Here is a 14194-nt window from a genome sequence, read left to right on the forward strand (position 1 = left end):
GCGGTCCTGCTCATGGTGTCGGCACCTACGGCGAGGGAACTGAGACATCCAGCACGCCCGGCTGTCCCCACCCTTGCGAGTTCTGCGCCTGCACCTCGACGTGGATGGTGGTGCCGGGTGTCACGGCCACATCGAAGGTGAGCTTGTCCTCCGGGAGCGTGCCGTCAGCCTCGACATCACCCGTCACGGTCCACCGGTAGGCCGTGATGCGGCGGTGATGGCTGTCGGGCGCGTCCCACGCGATGGTGGCCTTCGTGCCATCCGCGCTCACGGTCGCTCTGAGCACAGGCGCCGCGGGCGCCGACGGCAGACCCACCGGGGCCGAGCTCGAGCCCGGCTCGCTCCAGCCCTGGGAGTTGTGCACCCGGTAGTCGACCGTGACCGCGTGCGTCGGGGGTGTGGTGTCGATGGTCGCCGGAAGGGCGGAGCCCATCGCCACGTCCTGCCAGGGGCCACCGTTGACGCTGACCTGCTGGCCGTCGATCGCAGCCCCGCCGTTCGCGCCGAGCGCGTAGGTCACCTTCACCTGGTCGACGCCACCCGTCGTGACCGCCACCACCGGGGAGGCAGGGCGCGTCACGGGTGTGACCGTGGGCAGGTCGAGCCAGTCCCCCGCGAGGTCGCGGGAGTTCACGGCCCGCACCCGGTACGTCACCGAGGCGCCGCCGACGAGGTTCTGGATCGTCGTCCCCGTGCCGGCGACCGCGGTCGGGGCCGCGTCGTCGAGCTGGATCTCGTAGTGGTCGATCGAGACGCCGACGCCCCCGGTCTCGGTGGGGGGCGCCCACGCCAGGGTCACCGAGCCGGCTCCCCAGGGCGCGCCGTTGAGCACAGGCGCGGACGAGGGTGCGGTCGGTGCGGTCGGCTGGCTCCAGGTCTCACCAAGGGCCGTTCCCCAGGGCGACGATCCGGCCTTGTTGAGCGCACGGACCCCGATCCGGTAGGTGTGCCCCCGGGTCGCCGGGAAGCTGTACGCCAGCGTGGCGGCGTCGAGCCCGACCGGCGTCCCGTCGTCGACCGAGATCTCGAAGCCGCGGACCGCGTCGCCGTGGCCGTCCGGCAGGTTCCAGCCGACCGTGATCTGCGGCGCACCGAACCAGCCGGTCTCGCTGCGCGACGCAGCCACCGTCGGAGCGTCCGGCGCAGCAGCCGGGACCATCGGCAGCGACGAGTCGGACCAAGGCCCGGGGTCCGGCGCTTTGTTATGCGCCCGGACGCGCACCGAGTACGCCGTCCCGTTCTTGAGACCGGAGAACGTGTAGCTCGTCGTCGCCGACGAGACGCTCGCAGAACCGGACGGGGGCGTCGGCGAGATCTCCACGGTGTAGTCGGTGATGGGCGATCCCGTCTGGACCGGCGCGGTCCACGTCGCGCGCACGGAGGCGGCCCCGAACTCGAGCACCGGCATGCCGGGCTGGCCGGGCACCGCGTCGGGCCGGGCGGGTGCCGAGGCGAGACTGGCGTCGGACCAGTCGACGACGTTCTGCGCGGCCACGGTGAACGTGTACTCGGTGTCGTTGGTCAGGTTGTCGATCGTGCACGTCGTGCTCACGCACGAACGCACGATGTTCCCGGGGTTGGCCACGACCCGGTACCCGAGGATCGGTGCACCGCGGCTGTCCGGCGCATCCCACGACAGCACGACCGTCTTGTCGCGGATCTCACCGATCCGCGGGGCCGTCGGTGTCGCAGGCTTGCCCCGCACGACCGTGTAGATCCGGCCCTCGACCTCACGATCGGGGTCACCGGTCACGTCACGGACGCGGAAGCGGGTGACCATCTGGCCGATGAATCCGGCGGCAGGTCGGACGCTCACCGAGCTCGACGTGGCACTTGCCGTACCGGCGCCGGGCGTCTCGACGGTGGCCCCGACGACGGTCAAGGGTTCGCTGAACGGGTTGTACGCGTTCTCGAGCACCTGGACGGTGCTCTCCTTGCCCTCGACACCCTCGATCTGGACGTCCTGTACCTGGGCGATCCGCCGCGTGCTGGCGATCACCCGCAGGTCGACCGACTGGTCGAGCGAGCCGCTGCGGCCGTACCCGATCTTCAGTGCGAGCTTCTCGGTGCGGCCCTTGGTCGCCGTCTCGGCGGCCGACACCGTCAGGAAGCTGCCGTTCTCGATCGTCGCGGTGAACCCGGCGGGCACCGCCGAGTTGATCTGGTAGGAGTACCGAACCTTCGAGGGGTCTTCGGTGTCACCCTCCGGACCGGTCGTGAACGAACGCAGGTCGACGGGCAGCGGAGCCTCGCCGGGCGCGACGTCGATCGTCGACGGCGTGAACGTCGGCGGGTGGTCGTCGATCGCGTAGACGGTGATCTGCAAGGTGATGATCGCCGTGCGCGCCGACGCGTCGGCGGGACCGGACGCGTCCGTGACGGGGACCGTGATCGACGCCGGGCCCGCGTAGCCCGGGGCGGACGTGAACTGCAGGGTCCTGTCGTCCTTGAGCAGGCTCGTGCGGTCCGACTTCGTGGCGCTGAGCCCCGCGGGGTCCGCGACCGTCGGTGTGCGGCCCGGAGCCACCTGGACCTGTTCGTCCAGAGGAATCACGAGCTGGGCGCCCGAGGCGACCCGGAGCTCCGGTGCCTTGGGTCGGGCGGTCGGCGGGAAGAACCCGAGCGCGGGCACCGTGATGAACGCGTACGACGCCGCGGAGGTGGACGTCTTGTTGGTGAGCAGGAACGGAACCGTCTGGGAGTGGTCGACGAGCGTCACGACGACCTTGCCGCCGACCACCGAGGCCACGTCGGCGAGCGAGCCCGGCACCGACACCACCAGGTCGCTCAGCGGGCCGCTGGGGTTCTGCGCGACCGCGAGCACGTCGACGCTGACCTCCGTGCGCCCCAGCGTGTCCAGCGCGTTCACCACGACGTCCCGAGCGATCGGAGGCAGGACCCGCGCGTCGGCAGCGACCGTGACGGTGAGCACTGCGGTGTCCCGGCCGCCGCGGCTGTTCTCGACCGTGTACCCGATCTGCAGCACGGTCGGCGCGTCGGGCGCGTGCACGATGATGCGACGCCCGTCGGGCTGCGCGTCCGTCCCGGGGGCCATGTCGAGGAGCGGGTTGAGCGTGAGCTCGCCACCGCTCGAGTCGACGTCGTTGGCCAGGACACGCACCTCGACGCGCTGGCCGGGCTTCACGGTGACCTGGTCGTCCCGGGCCGTCACCAGCGCGGCGCTGGTGGGCCTCGGGCTGATGCCGACGCGGATCTTGGCCACCGCTCGCTGCCCGGTCCAGTCCTCGACCGCGTAGGTGAACTCGTCGGTGTCGAGCTCGTCAGGCAGCGCCTGGTACTCCAGCCAGTCGGGTCCGACGGCGGTGACCCGGCCACGCGACGGGGACGACGCGATGCCGAGCAGCGTCACACCGTCACCGTCGGCGTCGATCCCGACCAGCGGGACCACGATCCGGACCTTGTCGCCCTCGAACACCCGGGCCGTGAGGTCGCGGGGCCGCGGCGGCGCCTTGGTCCCGGCATCGGACTCGTGGACCCGTACGGTCACGGTGGCGGCCGTGACGTTGCCCGTCGCGTCCATGACGGAGAACGTCGCCCGCGCGGTGAGCGGGTTCGGCGGCGCCTGGTACCGCAGCACGTCCCCGGACACGAACAGAAGACCCTCGCCCGGACCGAGCGGCTCGGCCAGCTCGGGCACCAGGACCGGGCGGTCGCCGTCCGGGTCGAACGCGCCGTCGAGCACCGGGATCGTGACGACGCCCCCTGTCCGGACGTCGACCTCGACGTTGGGCACGACAGGTGGCTGGGACGACGTCGACGCGGGCACGGGCTGGACGATGATCTCGCCCACGGCCGACGACTGACCGCTGGAGACCGAGTAGCGCAGCACGACCGGCAGGGTCAGCGTGCGCTCGGAGCGGATCTGCACCAGGTGGTGGTCGAGGATCGCGACGCGCAGGCCCGACCCCTCGGGCACCTCGACCGACTGCAGGACCAGCACCTTGCCCGCCGGGTCGGAGTCGTTGTCGAGCGGGTCGATCGTGACCTCGCCACCGGCCGGCAGCGACGCCCGGTCACGGACCGCGACCGGCGGTTCGGCCGTCTCGGGCCACTCCTTCACGTCGATGCGCGCGAGCCCGGTGGCCTGCTGCGGTGATGCGGTCACGAGGAAGGGCACGTAGTAGCTGCCTGCGCGCGCGGCGCTGAACGTGAAGGTGCCCGCCTGCAGGTCGCTCGAGACGGTCGCCCCGACGACCTCGTCGACGCCGGCGAGCCGCGGCGGCTCGCTCGACGAGCTGCGCACCGAGTCCAGCGGGTGCAGGGTGACCGGCATGTCGACGTAGGTGACGGCGAACACCGGGTCGATCTGCGGCGCCATCGAACCCGCGGGGCGCACGTCGACGTCGAGGACGCCTTCGGTCGTGGTGCGGCCGTCGGAGACCTGCAGCGTGACGCGCGTGCGCCCGAGCGTCGGCCCGTCCGCCTTGAACGTGAGGGTCCCGTCCTGCCGGAAGCGCGCCGAGCCGGCGGCCGGGTCTGCGACGGCACCGATGAGCAGCAGGTCGTCGCCGTCCGGGTCGACGAAGTCCGCGAGGACCTGGTGGTCGGCCTGTCCGCCCTGCTCGACGGTCAGGGAGCCGGTCCTCACCTGGATCGGTGGCGCATCCGTGCTCTCGTCATGGACCGTGAGCACGACGTGCCCGGTCGACGGTGCCGTCGTGCCGCGACCGTCGCTGATCGTGTACGTGAGCTCGGCCGAACCGACCGCCGTGGCTGCGACCTGGACCTGCAGGGCTCGCCCGCCGTAGATCAGTGCCACCGTCCCGAACTCGGGTGGCACCTGGTCGAACTGGGAGATCGAGAGGATGCCGCAGTCGGACGACGAGTCGTTGTCGACGACCGGCAGGATCGTCGCGCGACCCGGCCGCACCCCGAACGCGTCGTCGGCGGCGGTCGGCGGCGCCGACTCGTTCGAGCACTCCGTGACGAGCTCCTGCGTCGTGTCCGTGCTCTGGGACTGGTCTTCCGTCTGCTCGGGGTCCTCCTGCGGCACGACCTCGTTCCAGTTGGGCACGCGCAGGTCGGTGTCCTGAAGCGGCAGCCAGAGCCGGCCCCGGAGCGTGTCGTTGAGCACGACGACCTGCCGGTTGACCCGGAACGCCAGCGCGTCCGAGCTGGACATGCCCTCGAGGTCGCTCACCTTCGCCTTCGCGCCGTCGCACAGCTCGAGGTAGGACCCGTTGCCGGTCGCCCACGCGCCGAGCGCGCACGCGCCCACCCGGACGGGCTCGGCGGGCTTTCCCGACCCATCCGTCGGGTGCTCGACCACGTCGCCGCCGTCGAGCGGAACCTCGATGAGCGCGGTCGTGCTGGCGACGAGGACGACCGAGGACGCCGGACCGGGCTGCTGCAGGCGCAGACCGTCACCCGGCACCTCGACCGCGCCGTGCAACGTGCGCACCGTGCTCCCGGAGAGAGTCACGGGCTGGTCGCCGACCGCGGTGACCTGGTCGACCTCCCCGGTCCCGAGGGTGCCGACGGACGAGGACTGGACCGACCCACCGGAGAGGTCGACGCGCGTGACCGCGCCGTCGTCGGCTGCCACCCCGAGAACCGCTCCGCCCTGGGCGACGACGACCTTGCCCCCTGAGCCGAGCTCGAGGTCCGGCGCGTCCGTGCCGATCCGAAGTCCGTCCAGGTCGCCGATCGCCCGGACCCAGGCGTTGCCGTCCGCGTCTGCGACGGCGACGGTCCCGCCGGCCATGCGGACCGTGGCCCCCGGGGTCGCAACCTGCGTCGTGATCGTGACGGACGCGGGATCGACGACCGACACCTGCCCCTGCTCCACGAGCAGGATGTCGCCCTCGTCCTGGAGGACGTCGAAGTCCGTGCCGTCCGCCACCAGGCCCCCGTTGAGCTCCTCGACCGTGGCGTTGTACCGGCCGAGCTGGCTCTGGCTCGTCGCGGTCAGCCAGACGGCTCCGTCGTTGAGGTCGAGGCGCGCGAGCGGGAAGCCCTGGTCGACGAGTGCGAGCACGGCGACCAGGACGGGGACGACGACCACCGCGGCAGTCGCCGTGGCCTTCTGGCGGAGGCTGGCGACGTTCACGCGGCGCAGCCTTGCGCCGGGCTCGCCGACAACCGGCGGTCGGCGCGGACGATCGCGACCTGGATGCAGACCTCGGCCGAGCCGTCGGAGGGAACCGTGACCGTCGGCACGTCGATGAGCTCGAGCTCAGGCTCGCCCGTCGCCTCGAGGACGCCCCAGAGGTAGCTGTCCCCCTCCTGGGGGTCGGGGTTCTGCCAGGTGAACACCACGGTGCCGTCGGGCTGTCGCGTGCCTTGCAGCGAGTGCGGTGCAGGCACGACGTCGTCGATCGCCGTGGGTGCCGGGGCCGGGCTGAACTCCGACCCGGAGCTCGGTCGCTCGTCGGGTGCGTCGTCGCGCAGCGCCACCGCACCGAGCGTCACGACGGCCGCCAGGACGACCAGACCCGAGACGACGCCCACCAGCGGACCGGTGCGCCGGCGTCCGGGAGCCGTCACGTCGTCGGTGGTGACCGGCTCCTGCGGCGCGATGAACGTGGGAAGCGGGGATCGCCCCGGGGAGGCTGCCGACGGCGTCGAGGGCACGGTCGTGATGGAACGCACCCGCGTGGCGTCGTCCTCGCCGGGGACCGCGTCGACGGTCGGCTGCGGCTCCCGGACCGCGGGCGCCTCCTGCGGGGTCACGCTCACGATCGAGCGGAGCCGCGTCGCGTCGTCCTCGCCACCACCCTGCGGTCCACCGGTCTGCGGCCCCTGCTCGCGCTGCGGACCGGCGAAGGCGTCCTCGGTCAGGTCCAGCGGCGTGACGGGCAGGCGCAGGTCGCTCTCCACCTGCTGCAGGGCGCGCGCCACCGCGGCGGCACTGTCGTACCGGCGTGCCGGCACCTTCGCCATCGCCTTGTCCAGCACCTGGTGGAGCGCCGGCGGCACGTCGTCGCGACCCGTGGGGGGCAACGGCGAGCGCTCGATCCGCGCCACGAGCTGCTGGGCACTGTTGCGGCCACCGGCGATCTCGAACGGTGTGCGGCCGGCCAGCAGCGAGTAGATCGTCGCAGCCAGGGAGTACACGTCGGAGCGCTCGTCACCCGAGGGGTGCTCGCCGAGCAGCTCGGGGGGCGACCACGGGATCGACATGCCCACGGTGGCGCCACCGCCCTGGCCCGTGGTCGCGGCGATGCCGAAGTCGGTGAGCGCGGGCCAGCCGAAGTCCGTGGTGAGGACGTTCGCGGGCTTGATGTCGCGGTGCAGGATCCCGGCACGGTGTGCGGTCTCGACCGCGGACGCGAGGCGGATCCCGATGCGCAGCGCCTCGGGAACCGAGATCCGCTCCTGCCGGTAGCGGTCCGCGAGACCTGGCCGCGAGCAGTACTCCATCACCAGGAACGGACGACCGTCCGCAGCGATCGCCGCGTGGTAGATCGTGACGATCGACGGGTGGTGGGACAGCTGGGCCATGAGGTTGGCCTCGGTCTGGAACCGCGACCGCACGTCGTCGTCGAGGCTCCCTGCGAGCAGCACCTTGACGGCGACCTCGCGTCGCGGAAGCTGCTGCTCGTAGAGAAAGACGTCCGCGAAGCCACCCAGGCCAAGCACGCGGACGGGCTCGTACCCCGGCAGGCGCGGCGGGGTCGAGGCTTCGCGGCGTGCGGTCACGAACCCCGCTCCAGCGAGAACGTCACGCCGTCCCCGAGGTCGACGAGCTCGTCCAGACCCACCACGCTGGGCTCACCCGGGTGCAGGCGACGGGCTCCCTCACCGGGTCGGGCGACGTGGACGCCGTTCGTCGAGTCGAGGTCCGTCACCAGGACGTGGTCGCCCTCGACGCGCACCTCGGCGTGCGTGCGTGAGATGTCCTGCTGCGGGCTCGGGACCGTGATGAGGCGCGGGAGCTCACGGTTGGAGACCCTCGCGACCTGCGGTGCGCGGCCCAGCAGGACGGCCCGGTCGAGTGGCACGACGAGGCCGGTCGAGAGCACGAGCTTCGCCGGCATCGGGGCGCGCTGCGGTGCACGGAACGGTCCCGGCGCGTCGTCCGCAGCCCACGACGGCAGCTGGTCACGGATGTCTGCCAGGTCCGCGGACAGGATCGTCAGGCCGTCGTGGTCGTCGAGCGAGGCACCAGACAGCGGGACGTTCTGCGACCCGGTGCCGTGCTTCTCCTCGAACGCGGAGTGCGACAGGAACGCCTCCGCCGCCGCGACGACACCTGACGGGTCGCCATGGTCGCCGGCGACGGGTACGACCGGCACAGGGCCGGTACCGTCGGCCTGCTCCGGCCCGGGCTCCGGCTCGCCCTCTGCGACGGGCACCAGACCCACGCGCTCGTCCGCGAACGACGGCGCCAGGACGGGCGAGTCGAAGACGTTCGTGCGCGGCCCCTGCTCGACCGGTTCGACCGCCTGAGCAGCCACGACGTCGATGTTCTCGACGACCTGAGCGGGCACGACGTCGATGTCCTCGACGACCTCGACCACCTCGTCGGCGACCGCCAGCGAGATGCGGACGCACGAGGCGCGCACGACGCCGTCCGCCACCGGAAGGCTCGCGGCGTGGGCTGCCGCACCGTCGACCTGCACGGCGACCGAGGTGACCCCTTCGAGGACGCGTTCGGTCCACGTGCTGACCTCACCGGACCGAAGCGTCTCGAGCCGGCCGTCCAGGTCGAGGACCACCTCGACATCACCGCGCAGGGCAGCGTGCACCCGGCGCTTGTCGACAGACACGAGCGCGAAGGGAGGTAGACCGGCAAATCCGTCGCGGGCCAGGAGCGCGAGGCCCGCGAACACGCCTTCACCGGTCGCCTGCCAGAGGTCGCGGACGGTCGAGTCGGCCGCGGTCGGGCCGAGGAGCGCCACGAACCCGGGTCGCACGATCGCCGTCCAGTCGCCTGCGGAGTACTCGGGAACACTCATGACGGGTCCTCCTCGTAAGACGTACGCGCACCGCTCGGCGACGAGCCCGGAGCATAGAACCGCGGGACGGTCGCGCCGTTGAGCATCTCGTCCCACTGGTGCGGACCGAGGTCGGAGTCGACCCGCGGCACCGTGATGTGCACGTCCTCGTCCGCGCCAGTCGACGTCGCGACGTCGACCACCACGGCGCTCACGTTGTCCCGCGCACCGTGCTCGAGGGCGAGCCGTACGAGCAGGGCAGCGGCGTCCTGCGGGTCGCTGGTGGACACCAGTACCTCCTCGAGGGCCGACTCCTGCAGCTCCCGCGTCAGGCCGTCGGTGCAGATCAGGAACCGGTCGCGCAGGCCCGCGGGCAGCAGCCAGTAGTCAGGCTCCGGCGCCTCTCCCGTGCCGAGCGCGCGGGTCAGCACGTGCCGCTCGGGGTGCGTCTCGGCCTCGGCGACCTCGATCTCACCCAGGTCGACGAGCTCCTGGACCACCGAGTGGTCCACGCTCACCTGCTGGAGCTCGTCGCCGTCCCACCGGTACACCCGCGAGTCACCGACGTTGAAGACCAACCAGTACGAGCCGCCGTCGTGCTCGGTCACGGCGACGCCCGCGACCGTGGTGCCTCCCTGGCGCCCACCGGTGAACTCGCTGCGAATCCGTGCCGCCGTTCTCACGAAGCACGCGTGCACGTCGTCGGAGCTCGCCGCGGCCTGGCCGGCCAGCTGCGCGAACTCCTCGACCGCGATACGGCTCGCCAGGTCGCCCGCGTCGTGACCACCCATGCCGTCTGCTACCAGGAACACCGGCGGGTACGCCAGGAGCGCGTCCTCGTTCACGTCGCGCACGAGGCCACGATCAGTCGCCGAACCCCACGACGTCCGCACCTGCGTTCCCCCTCGCTCTCGGCGCGACCAGGTGGCACCCCGATCAGGTGCCTCCTGTCATCATCGGCGCACATCGTCCCTTACCTGAGCCTCCGGTACCACCACCAGCGGCCGCCGTGCGATCAGATGCCCAGCTGGTACACACCCCAGTATGCGAGCGCCACCAGAAGGATCCCTGAGCCTACGGCGCCACCCCACAGGACGAGGGTCCGCAGGACGCCCGGTGCCGGTCGTACGCCCGCCGACCGCGCCGAGCTGTACCTCCGGACGAGCAGGACCACTGCCAGGACGACCGCGATGCCGAGCAGGCGGACGAGCAGCCAGCCCCCTTGGACCACCAGGTCGTTCCGCTCGTAGTTCAGGGCGAGCCGTGCGACGGAGATGACGTACCAACCCAGGGCGATGACGGTGAGGATCGCGCCACCACCGACGGCGACGAGCCGGGGCAGCACCCCGCGCGCGAACCTGGGACCCGGCAGCGAAGGGCCGTGTCGGGCGCCGTCGACCGCGGCCTCCACACCCCGGGCGATGCCGACGGCCAGCGGGCCGAGAACGATGAGCGCCACACCGATCGCGATGAGTGCGAGCGCCACGTCACCGTTCCACCGCGGCTGCGGGACCGGTGACGCGAGGTAGGTCTGCGTGGGCTGGTCACCCGCGATCCGCGGCTCGGAGGCAGCCGTGGCCGGCAACGCCAGCACCCACCCGGACAGGTCCCGCAAGAAGTCGCTGTCGACGACGCCGCCGACCCGGATCCCGTGGTTCGCGCCGGCGTAGTACCGGACCGTCACGTCACTGTTCTGGGCGAGCGCCGTGTCGTCGATCACCTGCAGGGCGCCCTGGATCAGGGGCATCGAGGCGTCGCCCGTGCCGTAGACGACGAGGACGGGCTGGTGCATCCTGCGCTGGTACGGCGTCACGTCGAAGTCCGCGTACTCGAACCCACCACCGGGGAACGACATCCCGACCGCTCGCGGGATCGCCCTGAACACCCCGTGCGGAACGCCCGTGTTGCGCAGGTAGGAGTCGACGGCGAACGCCGCCTGCTGCCGGGGCGGGACGACGGGCGAGGACACGAGCACGACGAAGCCGACGTCGGGGTCCTGTGCCGCGATCACGGGGGCGATCCAGCCACCTTCGCTCTCCGCGTAGAGACCCACCCTCGAGGGATCCACTCCCGGGTAGCTCTGCAGCAGGTTCACGGAGGCGTCGTAGTCGTCGGCCATGGACACGTAGTTGCGGTGCCGCGTCGTGTAGGTGTCCAGCCGCTTGTTGGGCACCATCGCGACGATGCCTGACGCGGCGAGCGCATGCGCCTGGGCGAGGAACGCGACGTCATAACGCCCCGTGCCCGCTCCGTGGATGAACACGACGCCCGGCTTCGGCGTGGCCAGGCCTACCGGCTCACTGATCTGCGCGTCGATCGTGGTGCCCTCGAGCTGGACGGTCACGATCGACGTCTTGACCTCGTAGGTGCCCACCTCGCCCGCGTCGCCGATCACGGTGGAGGCCGTCTGCACAGTCAACGGGTCGCTCATCGGGACCGGGTCCCACTGTGGGCCCATGACCGCTCCGAGCACGGCGAGAAGCACGACACCCAGGACGGTGCTCGCCGTGATCCGGTACGCGGTCCGGCGCCGGCTGACGGTCTCCGGTGCTCTCGACGACCGCTCTCCCGAGCGCAGCATGCTCAGAAGCCCATCTTCCCGAGCTGCTTGGGGTCGCGCTGCCAGTCCTTGGCCACCTTGACGTGCAGGTCCAGGTAGACCCGCGCACCGAGCAGCGCCTCGATCCCGCGTCTGGCCTCGCTGCCGACGTCACGCAGCCGGGCACCACCCTTGCCGATGATGATCGCCTTCTGGCTGTCGCGCTCCACGAACAGGTGGACGCGCACATCGAGCATCGGCACCCCGTTCGCGGCAGGCTCGTCTCGCGGCACGATCTCGTCGACGACGACCGCGAGCGAGTGAGGCAGCTCGTCGCGCACCCCTTCGAGCGCGGCTTCTCGGACCAGCTCGGCGACCATCACGGCCTCGGGCTCGTCCGTCAGCTCGCCCTCCGCGTACAGCGGCGCACCTTCGGGCAGGTGCCCGATGAGCACCTTCTCGAGCACCTCGACCTGGTAGCCGCCGACCGCCGAGACGGGCACGATGTCCGCCCAGTCCCCCAGTCCCTGGACCGCGAGGAGGTGCTCGGCGAGCTTGCCCTTGCCGACGAGGTCGGACTTGGTGACGATCGCGACCACGGGCGTGCCCCGGCCGTCGCGCGCGAGCTCGCTCATCTGCTCGGCGATGAACCGGTCGCCCGGGCCGACGCGCTGGTCGGCCGGCAGGCAGAAGCCGACCACGTCGACCTCGGTGAGGGTGTCCTTGACCAGCGCGTTGAGCCGTTCCCCGAGAAGCGTCCGCGGCCGGTGCAGCCCAGGGGTGTCCACGAGGATCAGCTGTGCGTCGGGGCGGTGCACGATGCCACGGATCGTGTGCCGGGTCGTCTGCGGGCGTCCGGACGTGATCGCGACCTTCTGGCCGACGAGCGCGTTGGTGAGCGTGGACTTGCCGGCGTTGGGGCGTCCGACGAAGCAGGCGAAGCCGGATCGGAAGGTCATCGGGTCGCTCCGTTGTTGTCGGACGAGTGCGACCTGGGCGAAGAGGCCGCGTTCTCGTTCTCGTGCTCGTTGTCGGACTCGGGCAGGACCTGGCTGACCAGGACGGTGGCCAGCCGGCGGCGCCGCCCCTCGACGCGGTCCGCGACGAGGTGCAGCCCGTGGATGTCCCCCGCCGACCCGAGCAGTGGAACCTTACCCAAGGCTTTGGCCAGCAGACCGCCGGCCGTGTCGACGTCCTCGTCCTCGACCTCGAGGCCGAACAGCTCGCCCAGCTCGTCGCGCCCCAGGCGGGCCGGGACGCGGTAGACCCCCTCGCCGAGGTCCTCGACCAGGGGCGCCGTCGGGTCGTGCTCGTCGGTCAGCTCGCCCACGATCTCCTCGAGTGCGTCCTCGATCGTGACCAGACCCGCGATCCCGCCGTACTCGTCGACCACCATCGCCATGTGCGACGACCCGTCCTGGAGCTCACGAAGGAGCTCGTCGACCGGCTTGGACTCGGGTACGAACACGGCCGGTCTGGCCAGAGAGCTGGCGGGCGCGTCGAGCACGGCCTGCTGCTCCTTGGTGTTGGAGCGTCCGGTGGGCGCCATCGGCAGCCGTCGGACCACGTCCTTCAGGTACAGGACACCCCTGAGGTCGTCGACCGACTCGCCGGTCAGGGGAACCCGCGAGAACCCGGACCTCAGCAGGAGAGCCAGCGCCTTGCGCACGGGGGTGTCGTCGGGCGCGGTGACCATGTCGGTGCGCGGAACCATGACCTCACGGGTGAGCGTGTCGCCGAGCTCGAGCACCGAGCGGAACATCTCCCGCTCCTCGTCCTCGATGACGTCGGACTCGCTCACCCTCTGCACCATGTCGCGCAGCTCGTCCTCCTCCTCCTCGACGGAGCCGACGGTCGGCCGCCCGACCGCGCCCAGCCGGCCCGCGACCGCGGTCACGACGACGAGCGGCCTCGAGAGTGCCGCGAGGGTCCTGACGGGATGCCGCCGGCCGAACGTGCGAGGACTGGCCCGCACGAGGAGCAAGGCGACCAGGCCGCACAGGGCGACGGAGACGAGCAGGACCGCCCACCAGGGCAGCTCGCCCGAGCCGACGCCGAGCGTGATGCAGACGGTCGCGGTCATCTCCATGAACAAGCGCACGAACGCAGCCGCCGCCGCGACCCGGTTCGGGTGCTCGGTGAGCGCGCGGACTCGTCCGGCCGCGGGGTGACGCTCGGCGACGAGCTCCGTGACGGCTGCCCGGGACACCCGCACGACCGCGATCTCGCCCGCGGAGAGCGCAGCGGCTGCGGCGATGCCGAGGACCGCCAGCACGACGAGCAGGGCGACCGGGGCGTCCGTCATCGGGTTGCCAGGAACCTCAGCAACAGCTGGCGCTGCAGGTCGAACATCTCCTTGTGCTCGTCCGGCTCGACGTGGTCGTAGCCGAGCAGGTGCAGGATCCCGTGCGTCGTGAGGAGCAGCAGCTCGTCCTCGGTCGAGTGCCCCGCGGTGCGCGCCTGCTGCGCGGCGACCTCCGGGCACAGCACGACGTCCCCGAGCAGACCGGCGGGCGTCGGCTCGCCCTCCCTGCCCGGCCGCAGCTCGTCCATCGGGAAGGAGAGCACGTCGGTCGGGCCGGGCTCATCCATCCACTGCACGTGCAGGTCGGTCATGGCGTCCGTGCCGACCAGGGTGACCGACAGGTCGGTCTGGGGGTGCACGTGCATCGCGTCGATGACGAACCGACCGAGCGAGGCGAACTCCGCCAGGTCCACGTCGTACCCGGACTCGTTCCTGACCTCGACGCTCATC

Annotated in this window: 8 protein-coding genes; all 8 read right to left on the reverse strand. The window is 71.6% G+C overall.

Annotation, left to right across the window (positions count from 1 at the left end; all coding sequences use genetic code 11):
* Nucleotides 1-25: 25 nt before the first annotated feature.
* The 8 genes from N553_RS0111690 to ybeY all read right to left on the reverse strand — a co-directional run bounded on the left by N553_RS0111690 (nucleotide 26) and on the right by ybeY (nucleotide 14193).
* A complete protein-coding gene (locus tag N553_RS0111690; RefSeq protein WP_028046670.1) occupies nucleotides 26-6070 on the reverse strand; it encodes an Ig-like domain-containing protein in 6045 nt (2014 codons plus the stop codon).
* Nucleotides 6067-7662 carry a serine/threonine-protein kinase gene (locus N553_RS0111695; protein WP_028046671.1) on the reverse strand — a complete coding sequence of 532 codons (1596 nt, stop codon included), beginning with the start codon at nucleotides 7660-7662 and terminating at the stop codon, nucleotides 6067-6069. The genes N553_RS0111690 and N553_RS0111695 overlap by 4 nt, the downstream gene beginning before the upstream one ends.
* Nucleotides 7659-8921, reverse strand: a complete 1263-nt coding sequence (locus N553_RS0111700; RefSeq protein ID WP_028046672.1) for an FHA domain-containing protein — start codon at nucleotides 8919-8921, stop codon at nucleotides 7659-7661. Before N553_RS0111700 ends, N553_RS0111695 begins: the two co-directional genes overlap by 4 nt.
* The gene (locus tag N553_RS22395) at nucleotides 8918-9754 is read right to left on the reverse strand and encodes a PP2C family serine/threonine-protein phosphatase (RefSeq protein WP_231505243.1); all 837 of its coding nucleotides are present in this window, start codon (nucleotides 9752-9754) and stop codon (nucleotides 8918-8920) included. The genes N553_RS0111700 and N553_RS22395 overlap by 4 nt, the downstream gene beginning before the upstream one ends.
* 161 nt (nucleotides 9755-9915) lie before the next feature.
* Nucleotides 9916-11481 (reverse strand): S9 family peptidase, encoded by a 1566-nt coding sequence (locus N553_RS0111710; protein WP_028046673.1) that lies wholly within the window; start codon nucleotides 11479-11481, stop codon nucleotides 9916-9918.
* Between the two features lie 2 nt (nucleotides 11482-11483).
* Nucleotides 11484-12398, reverse strand: a complete 915-nt coding sequence (era, locus tag N553_RS0111715) for a GTPase Era (protein ID WP_028046674.1) — start codon at nucleotides 12396-12398, stop codon at nucleotides 11484-11486.
* A complete protein-coding gene (locus tag N553_RS22400) occupies nucleotides 12395-13744 on the reverse strand; it encodes a hemolysin family protein (RefSeq protein ID WP_051640098.1) in 1350 nt (449 codons plus the stop codon). Before N553_RS22400 ends, era begins: the two co-directional genes overlap by 4 nt.
* Nucleotides 13741-14193, reverse strand: a complete 453-nt coding sequence (ybeY, locus tag N553_RS0111725; protein WP_028046675.1) for an rRNA maturation RNase YbeY — start codon at nucleotides 14191-14193, stop codon at nucleotides 13741-13743. The genes N553_RS22400 and ybeY overlap by 4 nt, the downstream gene beginning before the upstream one ends.
* Nucleotide 14194: the final 1 nt, after the last annotated feature.

This window comes from Cellulomonas sp. URHE0023 (assembly GCF_000688475.1).
In the GTDB taxonomy this organism is placed as follows: Bacteria; Actinomycetota; Actinomycetes; order Actinomycetales; family Cellulomonadaceae; genus Cellulomonas.

Coding starts and splice junctions, on each gene's coding strand:
- era (WP_028046674.1), bottom strand. CDS start 12,398: ATGACCTTCCGATCCGGCTTCGCCTGCTTCGTCGGACGCCCCAACGCC.
- N553_RS0111700 (WP_028046672.1), bottom strand. CDS start 8,921: ATGAGTGTTCCCGAGTACTCCGCAGGCGACTGGACGGCGATCGTGCGA.
- N553_RS0111710 (WP_028046673.1), bottom strand. CDS start 11,481: ATGCTGCGCTCGGGAGAGCGGTCGTCGAGAGCACCGGAGACCGTCAGC.
- ybeY (WP_028046675.1), bottom strand. CDS start 14,193: ATGAGCGTCGAGGTCAGGAACGAGTCCGGGTACGACGTGGACCTGGCG.
- N553_RS22400 (WP_051640098.1), bottom strand. CDS start 13,744: ATGACGGACGCCCCGGTCGCCCTGCTCGTCGTGCTGGCGGTCCTCGGC.